Annotated in this window: 22 protein-coding genes; 7 read left to right on the top strand and 15 right to left on the bottom strand. The window is 68.7% G+C overall.

All coding sequences use genetic code 11. The features are described from left to right. Positions 1-6: 6 nt before the first annotated feature. Together AC1DBN_RS08530 and AC1DBN_RS08525 are read right to left on the bottom strand one after the other, a co-directional pair. Positions 7-1392 carry an MFS transporter gene (locus AC1DBN_RS08530; protein WP_091724208.1) on the bottom strand — a complete coding sequence of 462 codons (1386 nt, stop codon included), beginning with the start codon at positions 1390-1392 and terminating at the stop codon, positions 7-9. Between the two features lie 6 nt (positions 1393-1398). Next, the gene (locus AC1DBN_RS08525) at positions 1399-2718 is read right to left on the bottom strand and encodes an MFS transporter (RefSeq protein ID WP_172830012.1); all 1320 of its coding nucleotides are present in this window, start codon (positions 2716-2718) and stop codon (positions 1399-1401) included. Between the two features lie 216 nt (positions 2719-2934). Between AC1DBN_RS08525 and AC1DBN_RS08520 the strand changes: the two genes are divergently transcribed. Next, positions 2935-3315 carry a hypothetical protein gene (locus AC1DBN_RS08520; RefSeq protein WP_091723467.1) on the top strand — a complete coding sequence of 127 codons (381 nt, stop codon included), beginning with the start codon at positions 2935-2937 and terminating at the stop codon, positions 3313-3315. Positions 3316-3503: 188 nt separating this feature from the next. Next, entirely contained in the window at positions 3504-4433 is a 930-nt protein-coding gene (gene trmB / locus AC1DBN_RS08515; protein ID WP_091723469.1) for a tRNA (guanosine(46)-N7)-methyltransferase TrmB, read from the top strand. A 34-nt stretch (positions 4434-4467) separates the two neighbouring features. Here the strand turns inward: trmB and AC1DBN_RS08510 are convergent, their stop codons facing one another. Then, entirely contained in the window at positions 4468-4914 is a 447-nt protein-coding gene (locus AC1DBN_RS08510; RefSeq protein ID WP_091723471.1) for a hypothetical protein, read from the bottom strand. A gap of 4 nt (positions 4915-4918) precedes the next feature. Further along, complete coding sequence (locus tag AC1DBN_RS08505) at positions 4919-6499, bottom strand: fimbrial protein (protein ID WP_091723473.1); 1581 nt, start codon at positions 6497-6499, stop codon at positions 4919-4921. A gap of 184 nt (positions 6500-6683) precedes the next feature. Between AC1DBN_RS08505 and AC1DBN_RS08500 the strand changes: the two genes are divergently transcribed. Together AC1DBN_RS08500 and AC1DBN_RS08495 are read left to right on the top strand one after the other, a co-directional pair. After that, positions 6684-7514: a DUF1206 domain-containing protein gene (locus AC1DBN_RS08500; protein WP_091723474.1), complete on the top strand. Its 831-nt coding sequence runs from the start codon at positions 6684-6686 to the stop codon at positions 7512-7514. A gap of 96 nt (positions 7515-7610) precedes the next feature. After that, positions 7611-8099, top strand: a complete 489-nt coding sequence (locus tag AC1DBN_RS08495; protein WP_314214798.1) for an SRPBCC family protein — start codon at positions 7611-7613, stop codon at positions 8097-8099. On the opposite strand, the gene AC1DBN_RS08490 is transcribed toward AC1DBN_RS08495, so the two are convergent. Next, positions 8096-8869, bottom strand: coding sequence for a zf-HC2 domain-containing protein (locus AC1DBN_RS08490; RefSeq protein ID WP_091723478.1), 774 nt, complete (start codon positions 8867-8869; stop codon positions 8096-8098). The two genes, AC1DBN_RS08495 and AC1DBN_RS08490, sit on opposite strands and share 4 nt — an antisense overlap. Then, positions 8866-9366 (bottom strand): sigma-70 family RNA polymerase sigma factor, encoded by a 501-nt coding sequence (locus AC1DBN_RS08485; RefSeq protein WP_091723480.1) that lies wholly within the window; start codon positions 9364-9366, stop codon positions 8866-8868. The genes AC1DBN_RS08490 and AC1DBN_RS08485 overlap by 4 nt, the downstream gene beginning before the upstream one ends. Before the next feature lie 178 nt (positions 9367-9544). Here AC1DBN_RS08485 and AC1DBN_RS08480 point away from each other — a divergent pair, with 178 nt between their 5' ends. Further along, positions 9545-10084: a COG4315 family predicted lipoprotein gene (locus tag AC1DBN_RS08480; RefSeq protein ID WP_314214800.1), complete on the top strand. Its 540-nt coding sequence runs from the start codon at positions 9545-9547 to the stop codon at positions 10082-10084. Positions 10085-10128: 44 nt separating this feature from the next. Here AC1DBN_RS08480 and AC1DBN_RS08475 read toward each other — a convergent pair whose 3' ends face one another. From AC1DBN_RS08475 to AC1DBN_RS08460, 4 genes are all read right to left on the bottom strand, one after another. After that, complete coding sequence (locus tag AC1DBN_RS08475) at positions 10129-10926, bottom strand: hypothetical protein (protein ID WP_091723484.1); 798 nt, start codon at positions 10924-10926, stop codon at positions 10129-10131. Next, a complete protein-coding gene (locus AC1DBN_RS08470) occupies positions 10919-11497 on the bottom strand; it encodes an RNA polymerase sigma factor (RefSeq protein ID WP_091723486.1) in 579 nt (192 codons plus the stop codon). The genes AC1DBN_RS08475 and AC1DBN_RS08470 overlap by 8 nt, the downstream gene beginning before the upstream one ends. 143 nt (positions 11498-11640) lie before the next feature. Beyond that, the gene (locus tag AC1DBN_RS08465) at positions 11641-12372 is read right to left on the bottom strand and encodes a protein tyrosine phosphatase (protein ID WP_091723487.1); all 732 of its coding nucleotides are present in this window, start codon (positions 12370-12372) and stop codon (positions 11641-11643) included. 240 nt (positions 12373-12612) lie between these two features. After that, the gene (locus AC1DBN_RS08460; protein ID WP_091723489.1) at positions 12613-13464 is read right to left on the bottom strand and encodes a DMP19 family protein; all 852 of its coding nucleotides are present in this window, start codon (positions 13462-13464) and stop codon (positions 12613-12615) included. A gap of 215 nt (positions 13465-13679) precedes the next feature. On the opposite strand from AC1DBN_RS08460, the gene AC1DBN_RS08455 reads away from it, so the two are divergent. Both AC1DBN_RS08455 and AC1DBN_RS08450 read left to right on the top strand, forming a co-directional pair. Continuing rightward, on the top strand, positions 13680-17261 hold the full coding sequence (locus AC1DBN_RS08455; RefSeq protein WP_477722997.1) for a DEAD/DEAH box helicase: 3582 nt from the start codon (positions 13680-13682) through the stop codon (positions 17259-17261). A 170-nt stretch (positions 17262-17431) separates the two neighbouring features. Further along, positions 17432-18475 carry a family 43 glycosylhydrolase gene (locus AC1DBN_RS08450; RefSeq protein ID WP_477722996.1) on the top strand — a complete coding sequence of 348 codons (1044 nt, stop codon included), beginning with the start codon at positions 17432-17434 and terminating at the stop codon, positions 18473-18475. Positions 18476-18670: 195 nt separating this feature from the next. Here the strand turns inward: AC1DBN_RS08450 and AC1DBN_RS08445 are convergent, their stop codons facing one another. The 5 genes from AC1DBN_RS08445 to AC1DBN_RS08425 all read right to left on the bottom strand — a co-directional run bounded on the left by AC1DBN_RS08445 (position 18671) and on the right by AC1DBN_RS08425 (position 24803). Beyond that, positions 18671-19963, bottom strand: coding sequence for an ammonium transporter (locus tag AC1DBN_RS08445; protein ID WP_091723494.1), 1293 nt, complete (start codon positions 19961-19963; stop codon positions 18671-18673). Between the two features lie 257 nt (positions 19964-20220). Next, positions 20221-20844 (bottom strand): helix-turn-helix domain-containing protein, encoded by a 624-nt coding sequence (locus tag AC1DBN_RS08440; RefSeq protein ID WP_091724209.1) that lies wholly within the window; start codon positions 20842-20844, stop codon positions 20221-20223. Between the two features lie 49 nt (positions 20845-20893). After that, positions 20894-22180: an allantoate amidohydrolase gene (locus AC1DBN_RS08435; RefSeq protein WP_091723495.1), complete on the bottom strand. Its 1287-nt coding sequence runs from the start codon at positions 22178-22180 to the stop codon at positions 20894-20896. 11 nt (positions 22181-22191) lie between these two features. Beyond that, on the bottom strand, positions 22192-23412 hold the full coding sequence (locus AC1DBN_RS08430; RefSeq protein WP_231994382.1) for an FAD-dependent oxidoreductase: 1221 nt from the start codon (positions 23410-23412) through the stop codon (positions 22192-22194). Further along, entirely contained in the window at positions 23412-24803 is a 1392-nt protein-coding gene (locus AC1DBN_RS08425; RefSeq protein ID WP_314214814.1) for an FMN-binding glutamate synthase family protein, read from the bottom strand. Before AC1DBN_RS08425 ends, AC1DBN_RS08430 begins: the two co-directional genes overlap by 1 nt. Positions 24804-24809: the final 6 nt, after the last annotated feature.

The raw sequence follows: 24809 nt of genomic DNA, 5'->3' as shown, positions 1-24809 counted from the left end.
GAGGGCTCACCCCGCGCGGGAGGTGACCCGCGGCGCCACCACCGCCGCGGCGACGCCCACCAGCGCAGCGAAGGTGAAGACGCCGGCGAAGGATGCCGCCGTCGTCGTGAACGCCGTGAAGACGATGCCCGTGGTGGCCAGGGCCAGCGCCCCGCCGAGGGAGTCGGAGATGGACATGGCCGAGGAGTTGAAGCCTTCGTTGTCCTTTGTGGACAGTGCCAGGGTCATCACGCTGAGCCGCGGATAGAGCAGGCCCATGCCGCCACCGGCGAAGATCCAGCCCACGATCGCAACGGCGGCGGGCCAGTGCAGCGCGGTGGTGGCCAGCGCGAGGATCACCGCGCCGAGGACCATGAACGCCCCGGTGCGGACCGCGCCGGGGTGGGACAGGCGGTCACCCAGCCGGCCCTGCACGGCGGCGGCCGCCGCCCAGGCCAGCGCGCCGCCGGTGAGGGTGAGGCCGGCGAAGGTGGGCGAGAAGCCATACTGTTCGATCAGCAGGTACGGCAGGTAGACCTCGGCGCCGAAGAACGAGGCTGACGCGAGTCCGCGGGCCAGGATGACGCTCGGGAGCCCGCGCTTGGCGAGGAGGGTGCCGCGGGGCACCAGTGGCCGGACGGCGGCGAGGGCAAGCGCGACGGCGGCGACGGCCAGGACCGCAGTGGCGGCTGGAAAGCCCTGGATGCGGACCTCGGCGGACAGGTTCAGCCCCAGGACCGCGACGGCGGCGAGCGCCGCCCAGCCCAGCCGGCCGATGGCCCACGGCGTTGCGGGTGCCGCCGCTCCCGGCCGGTCCATCCCCTTCAGCACCGGGGCAATCATGAGCAGGGCCGGAATGACGAGGCCCACGACGCCCAGGAAGACCCAGTGCCAGCTGAAGACCTGCGCCACGATGCCGGCGGCAAACGGTCCCACGAGTGACGGGATCACCCAGGCGGCGGAGAACGCCGCGAAGATCTTGGGGTGGAGCGCGCCCGGAAAAATCCGCGCCACCAGGACGTAGAGCGCCACGGTCAGGGCGCCGCCGCCGAGGCCCTGGACCAGCCTGCCGACTACCAGCATCGGCATGGACACGGCGGTGCCCGCGATCAGGAGGCCAACCACGAACAGGGCCACGGAGGCGTAGAGGGGAACGGTGGGGCCGCGGCGGTCGGACCAGTTGCCGGCGGCCACGTTGCCGATCACCCCCGCGGCCAGGGGGCCGGCGAAGGCTAGGGCGTAAAGGCTTGCGCCGTCCAGTTCGCGGCTGACCAGCGGCATGATGGTGGTTACCGCCAGCGATTCGAAGGCAGCAAGGAAGACCAGCGCGCAGGTCCCCACGGTGACCCACAGGTAGGGCCGCTGCAGGATGCCGGGCGTGGGCTCTGTTGCGGGGAGGGTGGAGTCGTGCACTGCCACCTACCCCACGTACCTGTTGCGGCCGGCGCGGTAGCCAAAGACTGCGGCGAGCAGCCCCACCACGAGGAACAGGAAGCCGGCGGCGGCAAACGATCCTGTTCCCTGGTGCAGCTGCCCCACCATCAGGGTCCCGGTGGAGCCCAGGCCGTACCCGACGCCCTGCATCATGCCGGACAGGTGCGCGGCCGTGTGCCCGTTGCGGGTGCGGAGCATGATCATGGTGAGGGCCACCGCGGTGAGGCTGCCCTGCCCCAGCCCCAGCAGGCCCGCCCACACCCAGACCAGGTCCAGCGGCCCGAAGATGCTCAGCGCGAAGCCGCCTCCGGTCATCAGGGCAACAACGGTATTGATGGCCCGCTGGTCCCGGAGCCGTGCCGCCAGGGCGGGGGCGAACAGCGAACCCAGCATCTGCAGCACGATGCTCACCGAGACGATCAGCCCGGCAGTGGCGCCGTCCACGCCGCGTTCCCGCAGGATGGGGGCCAGCCAGGCGAAGACGCTGAAGGACATCATGGCCTGCAGCACCATGAAGATGGTGACCTGCCAGGCCACCGCTGAACGCCACACGTTCACGCCGTCCCTGACGGCCTGGTGCCGGTCCGGGTGCTGGCGCAGGGCCACAGGAAGGAACAGGAGAAGCACGACGGCGGCCGGCAGCGCCCAGAACCACAGCGCCACGGTCCAATCCCCCGCAGCCGAGTAGACCGGGTAGGTGAAGCCCGCCCCAAGCGCGGCCGAGGCACAGATAGCCGTGGTGTACAGCCCGCCCATCAGGCCCAGCCGGTGCGGGAAGTCGCGTTTGACCAGGCCGGGGAGCAGGACATTGCACAGCGCGATGGCCGCACCGCACGCCGCAGTTCCGGCGAGGAGGCCGGGCAGGTGCCCTCCGGGAAGTCCAGGGTCGGCCGGGCGGAGCAGCAGCCCCGCGGTCAGCACGGCCATGGCACCGAGCAGCACGCGTTCGGCGCCGAACCTCCGCGCCAGCACCGGCGCCAGCGGCGCGAACACGCCCAGCAGGGTGACCGGTACCGTCGTCAGCACCACGACGGCCCAGCCGGGGAGGGACGCCTGCGCCGTGATCTCGGGGAGCACCGCCGAGAAGCTGGAGAACACGGTGCGGAGGTTCAGCCCGATCAGCACCAGGCACAGTCCCAGGTAGGCCAGTTGCCTGCGGCTGCCCACCCGGGTTGGTGCGGGGGCGGGCGTTTCGTCGATCTCGGCATCCACCAGGCTGCTGCCGCCTGGGCGCATCCTGGGGCTCAGGTCATCCGGTTCCTGTTGCCGCTGCTTCCTTGCCCCAGCACTCGTTGCTTCCGTCACCCGCCCATTCTTGCAGCACCGGCGCTGGCGGGTGCCCGCCGGGGCTCCGGCAACTTGCCGCTGCCAGTCCGCACCCGGAGGTTATCCACATACGGGCGCCGGTGGCTTTTGGGGCGGCCTGCGCTTTCCTAGTTTGGAGACGCGGACCACTGCCAAACGAAGTCCTTTACCCGTCCGCTGCCCAACTACCGGCCGCTCCGGCCCAGCAGGGAGAACATGAGCGCGCAGCCCCTCCAAGAGTCCATTCCGCCCGTCCCCGGACAGCGGGTTTCCGCGAAGGCCATCGCCAGCCTGGTGCTATCCATCGTGGCACCGGCCACGCTCTACATTTCCAGCCCCTTGGCGTTTATCGCCGTGCTGATGACCTATCCGGATGAAGGTCCGTCGCATGCGCCCTGGGTGGCGCCGCTGGTCTTCCTGAGCCTGCCGCTGGCCTGCTGGCTGGTGGCCGTCCCGTTGGCTGTATCGGTCATCAGGAAGTCCACAGGCCGATCGGGCGGTTGGGGGCTGGCGGTGGCATCACTCTGGGTGTCCGGCGCCCTCTTCGTGATTGCCCTGGTCCTCTCGCTGAGGTATGTGCCCATGCTGTTCTACTGATCCCGCAGGGTCCGTGCGGGTTCGCGAGTCCATCCGTCCGCCTGCGGCCGGACCGCGGGCGGGCAGCGGGCGGACGGCTGCAGCGGTGGGACGGGCGGACGGCTGCGGCGGTGGAGCGGGCGGGCGGCGGGGCCGGCCAAGCAAGGCCGGGCGGGCGGCCGGCGTTGCCTGCCGGTATTCTGGAAGGGATGAGCGATTCCCCCGAAAACCCCCAGCAGCCGCATGTTCCCAGGCCGGTGACGCCCGGAACGCAGGCGTCCTTCGGCACCTACGGTGGCCGGCCGGTCAGCTTCGTGCGCCGCGGCACCCGCCTCCAGGGCCGGCGACAGACCGCCTGGGAGGAGCACGCAGAACGGTGGGCCGTGGACGTCCCCCGGCACGTCGCCAATACGTCGGTCCACCCGGACTACACGTTCGACGCCGAGGCGGAGTTTGGCCGCAAGGCGCCGCTGGTGGTGGAAATCGGCTCGGGCCTGGGCGATGCCATCTGCCACGCCGCCGAACAGAACCCGGGCACGGATTTCCTGGCTGTTGAGGTCTACACGCCCGGCCTGGCCAACACCATCATCAAGATCAACGGCCGGGGCCTCACCAACGTCCGCGTGGTGGAGGCCAACGCCCCCGAGGTGCTGGCCACCATGCTGCCCGAGGGCTCCGTCGATGAACTCTGGGTCTTCTTCCCGGACCCCTGGCACAAGTCACGGCACCACAAGCGCCGGCTCATCCAGCCCGAGTTCGCCGGACTTGCCTCCCGTGCGCTGAAGCCCGGCGGACTGTTCCGGATTGCCACCGACTGGTCCAACTACGCCATCCACGTCCGCGACGTGATGGCAGGGTCCGCCGACTTCGAGAACCTGCACACCGGCGAGCGCCGCGGACCGGAGAGCCCGCTGACGCAGGTGTGGCAGTCCGGCGTCGAATCCGTGGTGGGCGGCGCCCCCGTCCGCGAGGGCCGCGCCCCGGTCAGCACCGGCCACACCGGTCCCAACGAGGGCGTTGACGAGACCGGCGGCTGGGCTCCCCGGTTCGAGGGCAGGATCAGGACCAGCTTCGAGGCGAAAGCCCATGAAGCGGGCCGGCTGATCTTCGATCTTTGCTACCGCAGGCGCCAGGCCTGACAGCCGGGCGCTGCAACCGCGCCGGCCGAACGATTCAGCTGACGTTGATGGCGGAGACGACGTCCTTGAGCAGGTCCAGGCGCGGCTCCGCTTCGGGGCTGGCGTAGGGCCAGATCACCACGACGCCGATGAACCGGCCGTTTTCCAGCACGCCTACGGTCGCTGCTACTTTGGGTGATCCCTGTGCGTCGCTGTAGCCAGCCACCACGGCGTACGCGGACTTGCCCGGCAGGCCGAGCTCGCCTTCAGCCAGCAGTGTTCCGCCGCGCTCCTCCAGGTAGAACCCTGCCATCAGGTGCGCCCAGCCCGTGGCCTGCGGCGCGTCCTGCACCGAGTTGTCGTCCTTGATGACGGTGACCAGGACTCCGCCCAGCAGGCCGTATTGCTCCGTGTTGGGACCGGCGCTGGAATCATCCAGGACCTGGGTGTACTCGGGGAAGTCTGCGGTAAACCCCAGCGGGGATTCGATGTGCACTGACATGGGTTCAGAGCCTCTCGAGCTTGGTGTCGTTGGGGACCTTATAGTACGTGGACACGTTGGTGGTGGCCGAACTCTCGGTCTTGACCTCCACCTCGCCCAGCTTCACGTCGAAGCCGGCCTCGTTGGAGGCGGTTACCACGCTGTTGACCTGGACGGTGGCCGAGCCGGCCTCGTACAGCTTGGCGGCGTCACGCGCTGCACCGTAGTCGTTGCCCAGGGCGACGTTGCGCAGGTAGCTGTCCACCACTGCCCGGTTCTCCGGGGTGTAGTCCACGTTGATCTTCACGGTGCCCTGGGTTCCCGCGGACACGGAGGATTCCACCTTGGCCGCCTTCACGTCGGTTCCCTCGGTAACGCCCTGCGCCACGGTGCCTTCCATCGAGACCGTCACGGAATCGATGTTATTGCCTTTGTCCATGTTGACCTGCAGGCCACCCTTGCCGGAGGCTTCGAACGTCCGACCGTCCAGGTTGAGCTTGCCCTGGGCTGACACTTCGCCGCTGGCGGTGGCCGTGCCGTCCGTGAGGTTCCGTTCGTAGGAGAGGTCCAGCTTGGCTGAACCGGAGGCTGCCCCGCTCTCGCCCTCTGCCTCGAGGGACAGCGTGCCCTTGGCCTTGTCCGTCTGGCCGGTTGAGCCGTTGTCCCCGGCGGCATCGTTGATGGTGTCCAGGACGTAGCCGGGCGGGTTGCCGGCGACGTCCTTGATGTCGCCGATGCTGTCCGGCGGCAGGTCCCGGTACATCTGGGCCCGCGCAGCCATGGCTTCCTCCACGCTGCCGAACTTGTACTCGCGGGAGACTTCGCCGCTCAGGGTGACGCCGGCCGTGCCCGAGGTGTCGTTGACGCCCAGGCCCATGTTTCCGTAGACCTTCATGGTGGCGGAACCGTCAGCGTTCTCCACCACCTCGGTGCCCACTTCGGCACCGCCGTGCACCCAGGCGACGCGGGCTTCGATGGAGGCTTTGCCGGTCTCCGTGTAGACCGGAATGTCCGCTTTGGCCAGTTCCTGCAGGTGTTCCTTGGCCAGCTGCTGCGCGGACTCGGGAATGCCGCCGTCCATGCGCATGAGGTCTTTGGCGAAGGGGCCGTTTTCGCCTTCGCCCTCGATCAGGTACTTCCGGTCCGCCTCGGAGAGGCTTGCCCACCACTTGGCCTGCTCCTCGGGGCTGGCGTTGAGCATCTTGTCCAGGCCTGACTCAAGTTCCTTGCGGTGCTCGGCCGCTGCCGCTGCGGCCGCTGCCTGCTCCTGCAGCCAGTCCCGCGCCTGCCCGGCCAGGGACTTGATCTTGTCCCAGGTGCCGCCCCCGCCGCCTCCGCCGGAAGAGTTGGAGGATTTCTCCTGCTCGTCCGCGTGCTTCATCAGGATCTTGGAGTTGGCCCGGAGGCTGGAGACCACCTTCTCCAGGTTGGGCCGGTGGCTGGAGCTCCAGTCCTGGCGGAAACGGGCGCCGTCGGCCCCTTTCCACGGTGCGGACTGGATCTGGCCCTGCAGCGAACCTGCGCGGCTGCTCAGCAGGGAGGCGGCCTGGTCCACTGCCTTGGCCAGCGCCCGCAGCTGGCTGACGTCAGCGCCGTAAAAAGTCATGGTGTTCCCCCGGGTGGTTCGCGGTGAGTGTGAATCGCTGAAGCTTATGGTTGCACAACCGCCGGACCGGGGCGATGGGGATCCCTCCCCATCACCCGGACCCGTGGCACGATTACCTTATGTGGGGCACGCCTACCGGTGAACCACAGCGCCGCCGCCCGGCGCATGCACAAAAGGAACTGCCATCAAAAGAGAACTCAAGCAGGCCGCCGATGCCGCTGAAACCGTCACCAACTCACGGGCACTGGAAGTGCTGGCCAGGGCGGGATTCGCGGCCAGCGGCATACTGCACCTCCTGGTGGGTGCCATTGCCATCCGCCTGGCCACCGGCGGAACCGGCAGCGCGGACTTCAGCGGTGCCGTGGCCGAGCTGGCCACCCAGCCGGCCGGACCGTTCCTGCTGTGGGCCAGTTTCGCCGCCTGCGCTGCCCTGGCCATCTGGCAGGCCAGCGATGCGATCTTCGACTACACCCACCTTCCCACCAAGCAGAAGGCCGCCAACAAGGCCAAGGCCGCAGCGCAGGCCGTGGTGTTCGCCGGCATGGCCCTGACGCTGATGTCCTTTGCCATGGGCACCGGTTCCGATGGCGACAACCGAAAAGCCGCCAGCGACCTGACTTTCTCGCTGATGAAGGCCCCGGGCGGCGTCGCCCTGCTGGTACTGCTGGGGACCGCCATCGCCGTCACCGGCGTCGTGTACGCCATCCGCGGGCTGCGGAAATCGTTCGAAAAGCACCTGGTACTGCCCAGCAATCCCACCGCCAGGACCGCCGTCACGGTGCTGGGCGTGGCAGGCTACGTGGCCAAGGGAACGGTGCTGTTGCTGACCGGGCTGCTGATCGCCATTGCCGCGTGGCAATCCCATCCTGAACAATCCACAGGCCTGGACGGCGGCCTGCGCGGCCTGCGGGACCAGCCCCTGGGGGTCTACCTCCTGGCTGCGGTGGGGGCAGGGCTGATTTGCTACGGCGTGTACATGATCGTGCGGGCCAAGATCGCCCGGATGATCAAGTAGTCCGGCAGGACGTACTTGAGGTGGCCGGGCATGGCCGCCTCGAAGATCCGGGCCGGCGCGGCCGGGGGTTGCTGCGCGTGTCGCTAGGGTTGGACCATGCCCCAGGTACGCGCTGAACGCCATATCCGCACCGATCCAGAGACGGCCTTCGCTTTCTCCCAGACCACGGGTTCCTTCCGCTTGAAATGGGACCCGTTCATCTCCGCGCAGGGCTTCCTGGACGGAGCGGCCCAGGCCGGCAAGGGGGTCAGGACCCGGACGCGGTCCCGCCTTGGCCTGGTGATGGTCAGCGAATACGTCTCCTATTCGCCGCCCCGCAACGTGGGGATGACCATGGTGGCCGGGCCCTGGTTCTTCGAAAACTTCGGCGGGGGCTGGCGCTTCACCGCGGACGACGGCGGCACCCGGGCCGTGTGGAAGTACACCTTTTCCTGCCGCCCGGCGCTGCTGCGGCCGCTGATGGAAAGGATCGGCACCTGGCTGCTGGGCCGGGAGATCGAAAAGCGGATCGAGGCGTTCGCACGGGCGTGCGAGGACGCCGGCCTCCAGGCGGAGTTCCGGGAACTCCACGACCGGACCGCCTAGGGAACGGTGATGACGGCGACCGCCTGCTGCGTCCCGTCCCGCAATTCCACACTGGAGATCCTGCCCAGCTGGATCGGCGTGGCGCCGGTGACCTTGACCCGGCCGCTGGGCGTGGCCGTCCAGGCGCAGGCGCGGTCCTCGCCGCCGTCGCGGTCCCTGACCCACAGCGAGAGCGTCCCGTCGGACGGCAGGCTGCTGCCGTTCACCGCCAGTTCGGTTCCCCAGGTCTTCCGGGCCAGGTCGATGCGGAACTGCAGCCCTCCACCGGACTGCACCGAGTAGGTGGCATCAGGCTGCGGCGCCCGCACCAGCAGCGGTCCCACGGCGAGGCCAACCGCAAGGCAGGCAGCGGCGGCCGCGCCGGCGAGCGCTACCCACCGCCGTCGCAATGTCCGGCGACGGCGCGCAAGTTCGTGCAGCAGCGGCTGCGAAGCGGGAACCTGGTCCGCGGCCGGGCGGGGAAAGGCTGCCGGCAAGGCGTCCGCCAGCCCGGCCGCAGGCACTGGCTCCATGACACCGGGCTCCTTGAAACTAGGCTCACTGGCACCGGGCTCCGCGACACCGGATTCCGTGGCGCCGGGAACCGACGTGAGGGCCAGGGCGTCCGGCACGGGAAGGGCGTCGAGCAGCGCGGGGAGTGTCTCCAACCCGGCCAGTTCGTCCCGGCATTCGCGGCACTGCGCCAGGTGCGATTCGAACACTGCCGTGTCTCCGGCGTCGAGCCCGCCCAACAGGTAGGCACCCAGCAGGTGGTGGGGGTCCGAGGTCATGGTTCCACCCCCATCTCGTCGAGGATAGTCCGCAGGGCCCGCACGGCGTAGTAGGCGCGGGACTTCACGGTGCCGCTGGGGATATTGAGCTGGGCGGCGGCCTCGTTGACCGTGAAGCGGCGGTAGTGCAGCGCCACCAGGACGTCCCGGTGTTCCTTGCTGAGGCGCAGGAGGGCCTCCTCGATCAGCACCCGGTTCAGCAGGCCGTCCACGCGCTCCATAACCCCGGCCTGGCGGGTTGGCTCGCCCTCCAGCGTTTCGGCGGGGCGGCGCTGGGCGCGCCGGTAGTTGTCGATCATGATGTTCCTGGCCGTCCGGTAGAGGTAGCTGCGGATGCTGCCGTTGATGTCAGGTGCCTGCTGCCAGACGCGCAACACGGTTTCCTGCACCACGTCCTCGGCCAGCTGCGGGTCCCGCGATGCACTGAGCACGAACCGCCGCAGCGCCGTGCCGTGTTCACGGTAGAGGGACTCCACCGCATCCTCGTCGAGCGGCATCCCATCCTCCTGCCCGCGTTCATCCGCTGTTTGTCCATTCAGACGCCGTTTCCGGGCAAATGGTTCAACCGCACGGGCCTACCCTGTTTTGCCACCGCCTTGAACCATTCTTCACCCGGAGGCGTCATACCGGTTAGCGTCCGGTGATCCGACGCCGGACACCAGCAAAGGAGCAACCATGAAATCCCGTTTGGGTGCAGGTTTCGCCATTTTGGCCCTCACTGCTGCACTGGCCGCCTGCGGCGGAAGCAGCGGAACCACGCCGGCTTCCACCCCGGCCGGCACGGCCAGCGCCCCGGCCACGTCCGCGGCGCCTTCCGCCACCTCCACCGGTACCTCGAGTGCCGCCGTCGACCTCAAAACGGCGTCCTCCAGCGCGGGCACCATCGTTGTGGATGCCAAAGGCATGAGCGTCTATTTCTTCACGAAGGACACCAAGGACTCAGGTACCAGTGCGTGTGCTGATGCCTGCCTGAAGGCGTGGCCGCCGCTGACCACCACGTCCTCCACACCGTCGGCCGACGGCGTGACAGGAAAGCTGGGCACCATCACCACGGCGGACGGCAAGCAACAGGTCACGCTTGAAGGCATGCCGCTGTACTACTTCGCCAAGGACACCAAGCCAGGCGATGTCCTCGGCCAGGGCGTCAACAACGTCTGGTACTTGGCAAACCCGTCCGGCAGCATGATCCAGACGGCCAGCGGCGCCGCCTATTAGGGGCGGACTGATCAGCCTCAGGCACAGAGACGGGCTGCAGGCGCCTAGTGGTGGGGGGCTGCAGGAAGTGTTGTGGGCAGCGGAAGCTGCGGCACTTCCGGCAGTGGCACCTGCGGCCGCTGGGGCAGCCTGTCCGTGACCTCCGTGGGGACGGCCGTGGGCAATGACCCTGGCCCGGGCACGCCAGCAGGATTGCCCGGTGTCGCGGCCGGAGACGGGATGCCTTCCGGAACAGCGGGAGCGTCCGACGCCGGCGCCCCGGCACGTGCCTCAGCCTGCGCAGGTGCCGTGGGCACCGCGGCCGGGCTCACCGGCGTGGCCGGGGCAGGCGCCGCCGGTTCCCCCGGATGCGCCGGGGGTACGGGGGCCTGCCGTTGTCCGGCGGGCCCGGATCCCGTGACGAAGGAGGTCACGGCGTGGTTGAGGTGGGTGAACGAATCGCGGATGCCCTGATCGGACGCGGCAGCAACAGCGCCGCCGGCGGTCAGGGTGACGCCCAGGGTCAGCGCGGTGAGGGCAGCCCGGCCCTTCGCCCGGCGCCGCCCGGCAAGCTCGTCGCCGGGTGAGCCGGTGGCGCCATGCGGGGCATCGGCCACGGCGGCAGGGGAATCCGCCGCGGCGGGTTCAGCCGGGGAAGCAGCCTCAGCAGCGGTTTCGCTGGAACCGGCAGTGCGGGCACGCTCGAGCAGCGCTGCGACGGCGGCCGAGGGCTCGGGAACTTCGGCGCCCAGGGCGCGGAGCTGCAAAAGGGCGGGGCGGAGCTGGCCGTCGTCGTCCAGGTCCGCCTCGAGCAGCAGCTGGTCAACGAATCCTTCACTGCGGGATCCTGCGGTGTCACTCATGATTCGCCTGGTTTCTTTTGAGCGTCTGTGCCTTGAGGTTTTGGAGGGCCCTGCGCTGGAGCTGCTTGATGGCTCCGGCGCTCTTGCCCATGATGGCGGCCACCTGTTCGATGGACAGGTCCGCCACGATGCGGAGGGCCAGGACTTCCTGGTGTTCATCGGCCAGCCCTTCGAGCATGGCGGCCGCCCCTCCGGTGAGTTCCACCGCGTGGTCCTCCGCGGACGGGGATGTCCGGGCGTCGTCGTGGGGATCGTAGGGCGTCAGCAGCGGCCTGCGCTCCAGCCGGCGGTAGTGGTCCACCATGCGGGCGTGAGCGATGGAGAAGATCAAGGATTTGGCGCCCTGCAGGCCGCCCGTGAGGCTTTCGATCCTGGGGTAGAAGGCCAGGAAGACGTCCTGGGTCACGGCCTCGGGATCATCGACGCCGCGCGCTGTGAGGTAACCCTGGACCGGGCCGGCGAAGGACCGGTAGGCAGCAGCAAACAACACAGCGGGATCTGCTCCGGCTGTGTTCTCGAATTCTTCGGTTTCTGCGTGGGCCAACGTGTCCAGCACCAGCGGCTCCTCCATTCCGGGAACGGCGTGCGCACGCCCTTCCCGGTTCCATCTGCAGGCTGCCGGCGCGTTGCCCCGGCTGCGGCTTACCAGCCGCGGTGGACTGCGGGGGCAGGCGGCAAAGGCCGTTTCCCGCAGTCCACCCTAGCCAACTGCTGCTAGCGGGCGGAAACGGAAGGTACGTCTACGCTGTTGCCCGGAATGGCGGGAACTGCGGGCACAGCCGGAACCTTGGGGGCGTCGTCAACGCCGGGGACGGCGGGAACAGCAGGAACAGCCGGCACGGTGGGAACGGCCGGGAGTTCCGGGCGGTGGGCGTCGACGGCGGCGGAACCGTTGGCGGACGCGGCAGCCTTTGCTGCGGCATCGGCGTCGGCCGCGACGTCGGTGCAGTAGCTCTCGATGTTGGCTTCGCCGTCGGCGGCGAGCTTCAGCGAGGAGAAGCCCTCGGAAGAAGCGTTCAGGCCACCGTGGGTGAAGGCGGTGCAAAGGCCGATTGCTGCGGCACCTGCGGCGTCCACGGCGGAGTTGGCGGCGGCGGAAGCGGAGCCCTTGGCAGCAACGCTGTCCTCGCTGACCTCGGCGTCGGCGTCAGCGGAAGCAGTTGCGTCTGCGGAGGCTGTTGCCTTCGCCGTGGAATCAGCGGCAGCCTTGACGTCTTCAGCACCAGTGTTGGCTGCGGCGCCGGCGGTGCCTTCAAGAGCGTCGGAAGCGGCGTTGGCGGCCAGCTTCGGAGCCGGAGCGCCGAAGAGTTCGTGCGCGGTCTGCTGGGCTTCGGCGGGGAGGACACCGGAAGCGGCGGCTGCGCCGGTTCCGCCTACGGCCAGGGTGCCTGCTGCCAGGACTCCGGCGGCGACTTTGCTGGTTGCGAGAACGGTGAACAACGACATAAGACACTCCAAAACGTAGACAACACTTTGTGGTTCGGGCCCGCCGGGCGGGCCCATCACCTCCTACATCGCCGGACGGTCCGGAAAGGTTACGGGTGCTGTGAAAGTTTTTCCGGAAGCCCGGTTTCGGAGCGCCGGTCAGCCGTTTTTTTGACGGGAAGGGCCCGCATTCGCTGCTGCGTGACAGCGGATGCGGGCCCCCGACGCTCAACGGCCGTAAGCAGGACAGGCAGGCCTGTCCTACGCTTCGACCAGCCCGGCGTCAGCCTCTTCGAACTCCACGGCCGCCACGATCTCCTGGGTTTCGGGGTTGATCATGAAGGCTTCGTCATCCTCCTCGACCATGAGGAAGTCGCCGTGGTCGGTGCTGAAGTACCACGCGAGGGTCTTTTCGCCGTCGTGCACGTAGTTGGGGTCGCCCATGGTGATCCTGGCCAGCTCGTAGCCGGCGATGCTGCACAGTTCACGGATGATGATTTCGAAGTCGGGGGCGTCCTCCAGGGCTTCCTCTGCCGCCCTGGCCTGGCGCTCGGCCAGGTCCGGGATCTGGGCGGCGAGCTGCTGGATGTAGGGGCCCACCTCTTCGTCGTCGAGGACCAGCAGGTCCGCCTGACCGCGCAGCCACGCCGCGTTCAGGGCCGTGATGTTCTCCCGTTCCAGCAGTTCCTCGAACTCGCCGTCGAGCTCTTCCATGGCGACGACCCCGGCCGGCACCTCGTCATCGTCATCCAGCGGTCCGTCCAGGTAGTGCTCCGCATCCTCTTCGGACAGGTCCCCGTAGGCTTCCACTGCGCGGTTGAACAGGTCAAGGTGCGCTGTGGCGCCCATGCCGGCCATGCCCTCCCGGATGAGGGTGTCCGTTTCGCTGCGGTCAACGGACATGAAGGCGTACTGCGCGAACCCGCCCTCCAACGCCTGGGTGAGGTAGAAATCCACGTAGTAGCTGCGGACGGCAACAGGCGACATTTCATCAGTAGCCAGGTGCGCGGTGTGCATGGCATCCACCACGCTGACGTTGGCCGCTACGGCTTCCTCATCACTTGCTTCGATGCTGCTGCTGGTCAGGACGACGGGCTGCTGGGTGGTGATCATGGAATCCCTCACTGCTGGCTGGTGCTGCGGACATTTTCACGCTACGTCCGCAAAACTGCCGCCCCGTGGAGGGGGACATGAACGTCCGGCGAAGTTTTCATGGGAGGCAGGTGCCGGGGCCGCGGCACGGCCGGGCTGCCGGGCGAACTAAGATGGATCAGATAACCACCCGACGGACCCGGCCCTTCCGTGGGCTGCTGAAAGTAGCGCGCACCATGCCATCCCAACCGGACGAGAGTGCGGCACTGGCAATACAGACCCCCGCCATCAACGACCGCTCGCTCGCGGCCGGGCTTGCCTATGCCATGGGCAGCCGGGTCACCGGGATATCGTTCGACGCCGGCACCGGGCTCATGCTGGGCAAGGTCCGGGGAAGCGCGGACACCCCGTATTCCACCACCGCCAAGCTGGTCCGCAAGGGCGGCGGCTGGAGCTGCACGGTGGGTGTGTGCAGTTGCCCGGTGCGGAAAGACTGCAAGCACGTTGCCGCCCTGCTGTTCGCGGCTGAAGACAACCCGGCCACACGGGTCCAGTTGCTGGCCCCGTCAAGTTCCACGCAGGTCTCGCACCAGCCCGGCGGGGCCGTCCTGTCCGACTGGGAGCAGGCCCTCAACCCGCTGATTGCCAAGCCGGGATCGGCTCCTGCGGGCAGCGGGGTGCCGCTGGCGCTGCAGTTCGAGGTTGAAGAACCGGCCCCGCACTTCTCCTACACCGGCCGGCGGGACCCGGTGCGCAGCGTCCGGCAACTCAAGGCCCGGCCCGTGATCATGGGCGCCAAAGGCAAGTGGATCCGCGGCGACGTCTCCTGGAACACCCTGAACTACCTGAACTTCCGGCGGGAATCGAACCAGGAACACGTGGAGTGGCTGCAGGAATTCCTGGCATCACACTCGGCGGCGGCCAGCCGGATGCACAACGCCTCCGGGCTGTGGCTGGGACTGAACTCCTACTCGGGGAAGAACCTGTGGAGCCTGCTGGCCGACGCCGGGAAGATCGGGCTCGTTCTGGTCAACTCGCGAGGCTCTGAGCCCGTGCGGCTCGCCGAGGCGCCTGCCGCCGTCGCGCTTTCCCTCAGCCGCTACGGCACTCCGCTCGCGGGATCGGAACAGCCGGAACCCGCCAGCCCCGGCAGTACGTCCGACGGCGGCCTGGAGCTGGCGCCCACCATCACCGTGGAGGGCGAAGAGATCGATCCGGCGGCCGCCGGGACCATTGGCCGGCCCGCGCACGGGATTTTCTTCACCACCGGGGAGGCATCGTTGCCGGGCGTTCCCGATCCGGACGGCGTCCTCACGCTGGCACCCCTGGAGGGCGGGCTCAGCGAGGAATTGCTGGCGTTCGTCACGGCAGGCAGCACGCTGCACATCCCGGCCAAGGACGAATCCAGGTTCCTCACCGGCTTCTACCCCAAGCTGAAGCAGACCGCGCGGGTAACGGCCCGGGACGAATCGGTGGAGCTGCCCACGCTGGCCGTTCCTTCACTGTCCCTGCTGGCGAACTACGGCAACGACCACCGGGTCCGGCTGCACTGGGAATGGCATTACAAGAGCGGCAACCACGTGACGGCCCAGCCCCTGTGGCGCCACCCGGGAGACCAGGGCTACCGGGACGACACCGCGGAGTCCCGCATCCTGGAAGGCATCGGGCAGCCGTGGAACGTTGTGGCCGCGCTGGGCGAGTCCTCCACGGGCGGCTGGGGCACACCCCGGCTGGCGGCCTCCGCCGAGCTCAAGGGGCTGGACACCCTCGCCTTCACCGAGGAGGTGCTGCCGCGGCTGCGCGAAGCACGGGACGTGGACGTGGAAACGGCCGGGGACATCGCGGACTACCGCGAAGCCGAGGAAGCGCCGGTGGTATCCATCTCCACCAAGGCCACCGAGCAGCGCGACTGGTTCGACCTCGGCATCCAGATTTCGCTGGAGGGCCAGCCGGTGTCCTTCGCCGCCGTGTTCTCCGCATTGGCTTCCGGGCAGACCAAAATGCTGTTGCCCAGCGGCGCGTACTTCTCCCTGGACCTGCCGGAACTGCACCAGCTTCGCGCCCTCATCGAAGAGGCCCGTTCGCTGCAGGACAACAAGGACGCGCCGCTGCAGATCAGCCGGTTCCAGGCAGGCCTCTGGGATGAGCTGGCGCAGCTGGGAATCGTGGACCAGCAGGCGGCCACGTGGCGCTCCGCGGTGGGCGGCCTGCTGGAGGGCGGCATGGACGGGCTGCCGCTGCCCGCCTCCCTGAACGCCGAGCTGCGCCCATACCAGCTCGAAGGGTTCAACTGGCTCAGCTTCCTGTACAAGCACAGCCTGGGCGGGGTCCTCGCGGACGACATGGGCTTGGGCAAAACCGTGCAGGCGCTCGCCCTGATGTGCGCGGCGAAGGAACTCGCCGTCGAGGCCGCTGCGGCGCTACTCGAAGATTCGGTACCGGACGCTTCGGATTCGGAGACCGCGGTTTCGGGGGCTTCGGTTCCGGGGGACTTGGCTTCGGCGGCTGTCGACGGCTCGTCCGACGTCGGCACTGGCACCCCGGGTGCGCAGCCTGCGGAAGCCAGGCCCGCCGCCGCCGCGCCCTTCCTGGTGGTGGCCCCCACCAGCGTGGTGGGCAACTGGGCGCTCGAAGCCGCGCGCTTCGCCCCTGGCCTCACCGTCCGCACCGTGGGCGAAACCTTTGCCAAGAGCGGGCAGGACGTGGCGGATTCCCTGGGCGGGGCCGACGTCGTGATTACCTCCTACGCGCTGTTCCGGATCGATTACGAGTCGTATGCCTCGCGCGAGTGGTCCGGGCTGGTGCTGGATGAGGCGCAGTTTGTGAAGAACCACCAGTCCAAGGCGTACCAGTGCGCCCGGAAGCTGCCGGCGGCGTTCAAGCTGGCCATCACCGGTACCCCGCTGGAGAACAACCTGATGGAGTTCTGGGCGCTGACGTCCATCGTGGCCCCCGGCCTGTTCTCCAGCCCCAAGCGCTTCGCGGAGTACTACCAGAAACCGGTGGAAAAGAACGGCGACAAGGGCCAGCTGGAGAAGCTGCGGCGCCGGGTCCGCCCACTGATGATGCGGCGCACCAAGGACCAGGTGATCAAGGACCTGCCGCCCAAGCAGGAACAGATCCTGGAAGTGGTGCTGAACCCGCGGCACCAGAAGGTCTACCAGACGCACCTGCAGCGCGAGCGGCAGAAGATCCTGGGGCTGATCGAGGACGTCAACAAGAACAGGTTCACCATCTTCCAGTCGCTGACGCTGCTGCGGCAGCTGAGCCTGGACGTCTCGCTGGTGGACCCTGCTTTGTCCGCGGTCCGGTCGAGCAAGCTGGATGTGCTGTTCGAGCAGCTCGAGGACCTGGTGGCTGAGGGGCACCGGGCCCTGATCTTCAGCCAGTTCACCGGTTTCCTGGGGAAGGTCCGGGAGCGGCTGGACGAGGAGGAGATCGAGTACTGCTACCTCGACGGCGGCACCCGGAACCGTGCCGACGTGGTCAGCGAATTCAAGAACGGCAGGGCACCGGTGTTCCTGATCTCGCTGAAGGCCGGCGGATTCGGGCTCAACCTCACCGAAGCCGACTACGTCTTCCTGCTCGATCCGTGGTGGAACCCGGCGTCGGAGGCCCAGGCCGTGGACCGGACCCACAGGATCGGCCAGGCCCGGAACGTGATGGTGTACCGGCTCGTCGCCAAGGACACCATCGAGGAGAAGGTCATGGCGCTGAAGACCCGGAAGTCGCAGCTGTTCGCCGACGTCATGGAGGGCGATGCCCTGTCCGGCGGTGCCATCACAGCCGAGGACCTGGCGGGGCTGTTCAAGGAGTAGGCTCGCGCCGGCGCACTCTCGACACGTAAGCCCAACTTCGATGCGCAGATCCGGTTTCGCGGCCCGGATCTGCCCAGCGTCAGCGAACCTGCGCAGCGCCAACGCATTCACGCGTCCGAAATCGCCGTCTATGCTGGTATCCAGCCGAAAACTACAACGTTGGAGAAAAAGTGCCCCAGCCACAGCAGGCCGAGCAACTTGTCCCTGATGCGCCGGCCCCGCAGGCCCTGCCGCACCTGAGCCCTGACGCCTTCACGGTCCCCTACCTCGACCCCGTTTGGGACGGCCCCACCGATCCCGTCCTGGTGGCCGACCACCTGGCCAATGAGTGGGTGCTGTTCTACACCCAGCGCCGCGCCACCGCTCCGGGACTGAGCGGCGTGGAATGGGTCCACGGGACCGGCATCGGCGTTGCGAGATCGTCCGACGGCGGCGAAACCTGGCGCTATCAGGGCACCGCGGAGGGGCTCATCCCGCCCGGAACGGAACTGCCGGCAACCCTCTGGGCGCCCGACGTCGTCCGCATCGGGGACCTGTGGATCATGTACCTTTCCGTACTCGGCGGACGGCGCACGGACTGGACGGGGAAAGCCGAAATCGTCCAGTTCGCCAGCCGGGACCTCAACCACTGGGAGTACCTCGGCCCCATCGACCTCGACTCCCCCAGGGTCATCGACGCCGCCGTGGCCCGGTGCGGGGACGGCCGCTACCGGCTCTGGTACAAGGACGAGACCCGCGGTTCGAACACCTGCAGCGCGGTCAGCGACACCCCGGAAGACCCGGCGTCGTGGGTCCTTGAAGGCGTGGCGATCCAAGGACGCCCGCACGAGGGACCCAAGGTCTTCCGGCTGGGCGGCAGCTACTGGATGATCGTGGACGAATGGCGCGGCCAGGCCGTCTACCGTTCCGAAGATGCCGCCGGCGCCTGGATCCGGCAGGAACACCTGGGCGGGCTGATCCTCACGGCGCCGGAAACCGTGGACGGGCGGCCCGTCGTCGGACGCCATGCGGACGTGGTGCCGCTACCCGTTCCGCCTGCAGCAGGAACGTACGACGGCGGCGCGCAGCAGGCGCTGCTGGTCTACTTTACGCACCCGCACTGGGGCGGTGAGGACATTGGCACCATGGCGCCGGACCCGCGCACCCGCCTGAGCCACGTCCGCGCCGCGGTGCTGGAAGTCCGTGACGGCGTCCTGGTGTGCACCGAACACTGAAACTTCCGCGTTGCGCCGGGCACAACGAAGGGCCAAACCCTGGAACTATAAGCCGGCAGAATCCTGCCGGCACCGGTCCAAGGTTTGGCCCTGACTCGTGCTCTGGATTGCACCTCACGGAGTGAGGGTTTACCGGACACCGCCCCCAGCAGGCGGGCCCGGCAGCTTTGCTTTCCGGTAGGTGACGGGCCGGGGTTAGACCCGCTGCGGCGAGCCCAGGTCCACCGGGTCCTCGTCCGTCAGGTAGGCCAGCTCGGAGTGGGCTGCGAGGTCGATGCCGCGCAGTTCGTCCTCGGGCTTGATGCGGAGGCCGCCCATCGTCTTGTCCAGGATCTTGGCCAGGAGCCAGGTGATGCCGAACGAGTAGGCCAGCACCGTGACGGTGGCGAGGGCCTGGACTCCGAGCAGTTCGAACCCGCCGCCGTAGAAGAGGCCGCTGACCCCGTTGGGGGCGGCGTCGGTGGCGAAGAGGCCGATCAGCAGGGTACCCAGGATGCCGCCCACCAGGTGGACGCCGACGACGTCGAGCGAGTCGTCGAAGCCCAGCCGGAACTTCAGTTCGATGGCCAGCGAGCAGACAGCGCCTGCAATCGCACCGATGGCCACGGCACCGAGCGGGCTGACCGAGCCACAGGCGGGGGTAATGGCAACGAGCGCCGAGATCAGGCCGGACGCTGCGCCCATGCTGGTGGCGGAGCCGTGTCGGAACCGCTCAACAAGGGCCCAGGCCAGCAGGCCGGCGGACGCGGCCACGGCCGTGTTCAGGAAGACCACCGACGCCGAGTGTCCGGCGGAAAGGGCCGAGCCCGCGTTGAAGCCGAACCAGCCCACCCACAGCAGGCCCGCGCCCACCAGGACCAGCGGCCGGCTGTGCGGCTTGGCGTGTTCCACCTTGGGCCAGCCGGAGCTCTTGCCGAGGACAAGGGCCAGGGCCAGGGCAGCTGCGCCGGCGTTCATGTGCACCGCGGTGCCGCCGGCGAAGTCGATGGCCTTGATGCCGTTGGCGATCCAGCCGCCCACCGTGCTGCCGTCCGCGGAATTGAACGCGAACACCCAGTGCGCAATGGGGAAGTAGACGACGGTGGCCCAGATGCCGGCGAACACCATCCAGGCGCCGAACTTCATGCGGCCCGCGGCGGCACCGGCAACCAGCGCAGTGGTGACGCAGGCGAAGAACAGCTGGAACGCGGCGAACAGGATGACCGGGATGGACGCCTCCTTATCCTCGGCCATCAGCTGTCCCATGCCGGGGAACTCGGTGACGTCACCGATCAGCCCCAGCCCGCCCACGGAGTTTCCGAAGGCCATTGAGTACCCGAAGAGTGCCCAGAGGACGGCCACCAGGCTGGCGCCGCCAAAGCACATCATCATCATGTTGAGAATGCGGCGCGAGCCCACCATGCCCCCGTAAAAGAGTGCGAGGGCGGGAATCATCATGCAGACCAGTGCCGAGCTGGCCAATATCCAAGCGACATTTCCCGAATCCATGGGAAACCCCTTTCGTGATGCGACGAAGAGAACGGAAATTTTGCCGTCAGAACCGCTCCGGCGGAAGGGACGCGGGGTCTGTGCCATCTTCAGCGGAGGGCGGCAGTTTGCCGTCGTGATCCAACTGTAAGGCGGGCATTTCGGGCTGGGTTTCGGGCGTGTTAAATGCTGGTTTCAGTCATCCACGCGCGAGTTTCAGGAGTAACAGGGCAGGCCAGGAAGCCCGGAATTGCGGGGGTTTTGGACGCGGCCGCGAGCTACTTTGCGGAGACGGCCAGGAAGCTGATGGGGAGGTCCAGCAGCTCCAGCGGACCGTGGGGTCCTTCCCCGTCCAGCAGCAGGGAATCGCCGGCTTCCATGGCGTATTCGTAGGAGCCGTGGCCGTAGACCATCCGGCCCGAGAGCATGTAGATGAACTCGGTGCCCGGGTGCTGGAACAGCGGAAACACGTCGCTGGCGTCCGTGAGGGTCACCAGCGTTGGTTCCAGCGCGTCGGTGCGGCCCTTGAGGGTTCCCAGCACACGGTATTCGTGGCCGTGCTGGGTTCCGCTGCGGACCGTCAGGCTGCCCTGGCCGCTCTTGGTGAACGTGGCGTCCCGGTCCGTGTCCGCACCGCGGAACAGCGCCGTGACGGGGACTTTCAGCCCGTCCGCCAGCCGCTGCAGGGTGGTCAGGGAACAGGAGGTGGTGGCGGTTTCCACCCGCGAGATCATGGCCTTGGACAGTCCCGTGCGGGCCGCGAGTTCAGCCGAGGAGAGACCGGCCGCGGTGCGGTAGTGCCGGACCTGCGCGGCGATGACCTGCTCCAGCTTCCCGGTGACCTGGTCTGCGACGGCCTCGGCCTGCTGGTCATCTGCGCGGTCCCCGGCCTGTTCGGTCATGGTTGCCATCTTAGGCGGGCCGCGCGGGCTCCGGAGTACGACGCCGGAGCTAGCCAATGGTGCGGGCCTCGCCCAGGAGCCCGGCCAGGGAGTCCGCCAGGGCAACGGCGCCTGCCTCGGCGTCCCGGTCCTCCACCAGTTCGTCGGGTGAATGCGAAATGCCGGTGGGGTTACGGACGAACAGCATGGCCGTGGGCAGGTGCGCCGCCAGCACACCGGCGTCGTGCCCTGCACCGGTGGCCAGCACCGGCGCGGCAGGCAGGAGCTGCTGCAGCCGGTCCCGGAGGCCGCCGTCGAAATGCACCGTGGGGCTCAGCGACTCCATGGTGAGGCTGGCGGAACAGCCTTCCCCGGCGGCGAGGACCTGGGCGTTCAACCCGATGGCCTCCACCAGCGCGGCGGTGACCGAATCCTCCGGGTGCCGGACGTCGATCCACAGGTCCACCCGGGACGCGATGACGTTGGTGCCGCCGGGAACGGGCTGCAGCCGGCCCACCGTGGCACGGGCGTCACGGTACTTGCGGGCGGTGTCGCGGATGCCCACCACCACCTTGGCGGCCGCGATCATGGGGTCCCTGCGGTCCTTCATGAGCGTGGTGCCGGCGTGGTTCCCTTCGCCGGAGATGGCCAGTTTCCAGCGGCCGTGGCCCAGGATGGACGAGCCAACCGCCACCGGCTGGTCCAGGTCGATCAGGCCCCTGCCCTGCTCCACGTGCAGCTCAACGAACATCCCCAGCTGCTGCAGCGCCTTGTAGTCAGCGCCGATGAACCGCGGGTCCTGTCCGCTGGCTGCTGCGACGTCGGCGTACGTGTTGCCGTCCGGGTCACGGAGGTTGCGGGCCTTGTTGGGATCGAGTTCGCCCGTGAGGAGCCGCGAGCCCAGGCAGGCAATGCCGAACCGCGAGCCCTCCTCCTCCGGGAACACCGCGATGGCCAGCGGCCGCCGCGGCCGGAATTTCCGGGCCTTGAGGTGGTCGACGGCGATGAGGGCCGAGGCGACCCCCAGGGGGCCGTCGTACTCGCCGCCGCCGGGGACGGAGTCGAGGTGGCTGCCGGTGGCCACGGCGTCCTTCCGCACGCCCGTGGCCGTGTCCCACCAGGCCCAGATGATGCCGTTGGCATCCGTGTGGACGTCCAGCCCGCGCCGGGAGGCCTGCTCGATGAACCAGCTCCGCAGGTCCGTTTCGGCGGTGGAAAACACCGGGCGGGAATAGCCGCCACGGGTCCTGTCGCGTCCAACGTCGGAAATCTCCTTCAGGAGGCCGGCAACGGTGGGTGCGCCGGCAGTTTCGGCGGGCACCGCAGGCGGTGCGGGTGCTGTCTGGGGAAGGCTCACGGGGATCCGTTCTACGTGGTGAGTGCTGGCAAGGTGGCGCCGCGGAACCGGTCCGGGACGGCCCCTGCGCCGGTGGCCAGATCGGCTGCCCACTGTCCGATCAGCGGGGCGAATTTGGCGCCGTGCCCGGAGCAGGGCGAGACGACGGTGAGGTTGTCCGCCCGGTCGATGAGGAAGTCCTCGGTGGGGGTGTTGGTGAACAGGCAGGTGGTTTCGGCGTACGGCTCGGGGTCCAAGCCGGGCAGGTAACGGCTGACGTAGTCCACCACGCGGGTGCGGTTGGCGGGGTCCACCCGGCCGGTCTGGTCTGCGGCCGACGGGATCAGCGGTCCGCCGTTGTATTCGGCCACCTTCTGGCCGGCGAATCCGGCGTCGCGGCCACCGGGGAGCCCGTAGGCCTGGATGTCCGCGGCCTTGTGGATGAAGGTGGGCCAGTTGGTGGCGGAAAAACCGAAGTCCTCCCGGTACCTGAAGTGGAAGGCCTGCTCCTGGCGGACCGTGAATTCCGGCAGGCCGGCGAGGAACCCGGCCGGCAGCGGCAGGGAGTCAAGCAGCCGTGGCAGCCAGCCGCCGGCGCTGATCACCACGTTGCCGGCGTCGAGCGTTCCACCCGTGGCGGAGTGCAGCCGGTACACGGCGCCGGGACCGCTGCCCAGGCGTTCCACCCGTTCCAGGGTCCAGCCGGTCAACACCCGGGCACCGTGCCGGACCGCGAGCGCCACCATCGCGTTGACCGAGGTTTCGGCGTCGATCACGCCCGCGCCGGGGTGCCAGAGGACCTCGGTATCGAACGCGATCTGCGGCCAGCGGCTGCGCGCTTCAGCGGCGGAGAGCAGCTCGTGGTCGATCCCGGCCCCGGCCAGGACGCCGGCCAGCAGTGCCGGCTGCCGCGTGGGGCCGTAGTCCACCGCCCCGAAGGGTGTGATCAGTTCGGTTCCCGTCTCGGCGGCCAGCCCGTCCCAGAGTGCTTTCGAGTCCAGCACGGCGTGCGTGTAGAACGGGTCCGGGTAGGCATAGCGGAAGATCCGGGCGGAGCCGTGGGAGCTGGCATCATGGGCAGCCGGAACGTCACGCTCCAGCAGCGTGACCTGGTGCCCGCGGGCGGCCAGCTGCCAGGCAGTGGCGGCACCGGCCAGGCCGGCGCCAACCACCACATAGTCCGACAGGCCGGGCGCCTCGCCGGCAAACCCGGCGGGGTCACCGGATGGGCCGCCAGTGGCTCCGCCTGCCATCAGAAGTTTCCCTGCACGCCGGGAATCCAGCTGGTGCCGGCCAGCGGCACGCGGGCCATGGCGGAGGCCTCGATGGTCAATGCCACCAGGTCCTCGGGTTCCAGGTTGTGCAGGTGGGACTTGCCGCAGGCGCGGGCGATGGTCTGGGCTTCCATGGTGAGGACGCGGAGGTAGTTGGCCAGCCGCTTTCCGGCGGCCACCGGGTCCAGCCGGGACGAGAGCTCCGGGTCCTGGGTGGTGATGCCGGCGGGGTCGCGGCCGTCCTGGAAGTCGTCATAGAACCCGGCGGCGGAGCCCAACCGGGCGTATTCGGCGGCGTAGCGGGGATCGTTGTCGCCCAGGGCGATCAGGGCGGCGGTGCCGATGGCCACGGCGTCCGCGCCCAGGGCCATGGCCTTGGCGACGTCGGCGCCGGTGCGGATGCCGCCGGAGACGATCAGCTGGACCTTGCGGTGCATGCCGAGTTCCTGCAGCGCCTGGACGGACTGCGGGATGGCGGCGAGGGTGGGGATGCCGACGTTTTCGATGAACACCTGCTGCGTTGCGGCGGTGCCGCCCTGCATGCCGTCGAGGACCACCACGTCAGCGCCGGATTTCACGGCGAGCGCGGTGTCGTAATACGGCCGGGATGCGCCGATCTTGACGTAGATGGGGGTCTTCCAGTCGGTGATTTCGCGCAGCTCGCCGATCTTGATTTCGAGGTCGTCCGGGCCGGTCCAGTCCGGGTGGCGGCTGGCGGAGCGCTGGTCGATGCCCACGGGCAGGGTGCGCATCCCGGCCACCCGTTCGGTGATCTTCTGGCCGAGGAGCATGCCGCCGCCGCCGGGTTTGGCGCCCTGGCCCAGCACGATCTCGATGGCGTCGGCCTTCCGGAGGTCGTCCGGGTTCATGCCGTAGCGGGATGGCAGGTACTGGTACACCAGGTGCTTGGACTGGCCGCGCTCCTCAGGCGTCATGCCGCCGTCGCCCGTGGTGGTGGAGGTGCCCACCTCGCTGGCGCCGCGGCCCAGCGCTTCCTTGGCGTTGGCGGACAGGGCGCCGAAGCTCATGCCGGCGATGGTCACCGGGGTCTGCAGGTGCAGCGGGCGTGACGCGTGCCGGTCTCCGAGGACGACGTCGGTATCGCACTTTTCGCGGTAGCCCTCCAGCGGGTAGCGGGACATCGAGGCGCCGAGGAAGAGCAGGTCGTCGAAGTGCGGGACCTTGCGCTTGGCGCCCCAGCCGCGGATGTCGTAGACGCCGGTGGCAGCGGCGCGCTGGATGTCGGCGATGGTGGCGCGGTCAAAGGTGGCGGACTCGCGGAGACCGAGCTCAGCGATATCCGAAGCTGGGACGTTGGCGGCGGCGCCTGCGGGGCCCTGCGCGGGTGCGGGGAGGGAGGTAATGGTCACGGGGGC

Source organism: Pseudarthrobacter sp. 10T415, from assembly GCF_056394175.1.
This window is presented reverse-complemented; position numbering and strand designations above follow the sequence as displayed.

Coding starts and splice junctions, on each gene's coding strand:
- AC1DBN_RS08520 (WP_091723467.1), top strand. CDS start 2,935: ATGAGCGCGCAGCCCCTCCAAGAGTCCATTCCGCCCGTCCCCGGACAG.
- trmB (WP_091723469.1), top strand. CDS start 3,504: ATGAGCGATTCCCCCGAAAACCCCCAGCAGCCGCATGTTCCCAGGCCG.
- AC1DBN_RS08510 (WP_091723471.1), bottom strand. CDS start 4,914: ATGTCAGTGCACATCGAATCCCCGCTGGGGTTTACCGCAGACTTCCCC.
- AC1DBN_RS08505 (WP_091723473.1), bottom strand. CDS start 6,499: ATGACTTTTTACGGCGCTGACGTCAGCCAGCTGCGGGCGCTGGCCAAG.
- AC1DBN_RS08495 (WP_314214798.1), top strand. CDS start 7,611: ATGCCCCAGGTACGCGCTGAACGCCATATCCGCACCGATCCAGAGACG.
- AC1DBN_RS08490 (WP_091723478.1), bottom strand. CDS start 8,869: ATGACCTCGGACCCCCACCACCTGCTGGGTGCCTACCTGTTGGGCGGG.
- AC1DBN_RS08485 (WP_091723480.1), bottom strand. CDS start 9,366: ATGCCGCTCGACGAGGATGCGGTGGAGTCCCTCTACCGTGAACACGGC.
- AC1DBN_RS08480 (WP_314214800.1), top strand. CDS start 9,545: ATGAAATCCCGTTTGGGTGCAGGTTTCGCCATTTTGGCCCTCACTGCT.
- AC1DBN_RS08475 (WP_091723484.1), bottom strand. CDS start 10,926: ATGAGTGACACCGCAGGATCCCGCAGTGAAGGATTCGTTGACCAGCTG.
- AC1DBN_RS08470 (WP_091723486.1), bottom strand. CDS start 11,497: ATGGAGGAGCCGCTGGTGCTGGACACGTTGGCCCACGCAGAAACCGAA.
- AC1DBN_RS08465 (WP_091723487.1), bottom strand. CDS start 12,372: ATGTCGTTGTTCACCGTTCTCGCAACCAGCAAAGTCGCCGCCGGAGTC.
- AC1DBN_RS08460 (WP_091723489.1), bottom strand. CDS start 13,464: ATGATCACCACCCAGCAGCCCGTCGTCCTGACCAGCAGCAGCATCGAA.
- AC1DBN_RS08455 (WP_477722997.1), top strand. CDS start 13,680: ATGCCATCCCAACCGGACGAGAGTGCGGCACTGGCAATACAGACCCCC.
- AC1DBN_RS08445 (WP_091723494.1), bottom strand. CDS start 19,963: ATGGATTCGGGAAATGTCGCTTGGATATTGGCCAGCTCGGCACTGGTC.
- AC1DBN_RS08440 (WP_091724209.1), bottom strand. CDS start 20,844: ATGACCGAACAGGCCGGGGACCGCGCAGATGACCAGCAGGCCGAGGCC.
- AC1DBN_RS08430 (WP_231994382.1), bottom strand. CDS start 23,412: ATGGCAGGCGGAGCCACTGGCGGCCCATCCGGTGACCCCGCCGGGTTT.